The 475-nt window shown below is 60.4% G+C and carries 1 pseudogene; it reads left to right on the top strand.

The window, feature by feature from the left end:
• Positions 1-455, top strand: a pseudogene (locus ACTXPP_RS14220) (integrase core domain-containing protein); the annotation flags it as partial.
• Positions 456-475: the final 20 nt, after the last annotated feature.

The following is a 475-nucleotide window of genomic DNA, read 5'->3' on the forward strand; positions in this document are numbered from 1 at the left end:
GCAGTCACCGATGCGCATTCCCGACGGATGTTGGGCCGGGCGATAGACTCACGCATGGGCACCTTCCTGGTCGCCAAGGCGCTGAAAATGGCTCACACACTGCGTGGGGAAGTTCCCGAGGGTGTGGTGTTCCATGCTGATCGGGGTACCGAATTCACCAGTGATGACATGTTCACAGTCTGCAGCGACCTGGAGATCCTGCAGTCGGTCGGGCGGACCGGTGTGTGGCTTAAGACAATGCGATGGCCGAGAGCGTGTGGGCGACGCTGAAAACCGAGTTCTACGACCGGAGGAAGTGGCCTACCCGGGCGGAGGCCAGGTTGAAGGTCGGCGACTGGATCGAGTCCCGGTACAACCGTCGGCGACTGCACTCCGCGCTGGGCTATGTTCCGCCGGTGGAGTTCGAGATGAATCTGCTCAACAAACCTGCTGCTGAGGAACCTGAGGCAGCTTAGTTACCTGTCCACGATTTGCG

This window comes from Candidatus Corynebacterium faecigallinarum, assembly GCF_052264515.1.
Taxonomy (GTDB): Bacteria; Actinomycetota; Actinomycetes; order Mycobacteriales; family Mycobacteriaceae; genus Corynebacterium; species Corynebacterium faecigallinarum.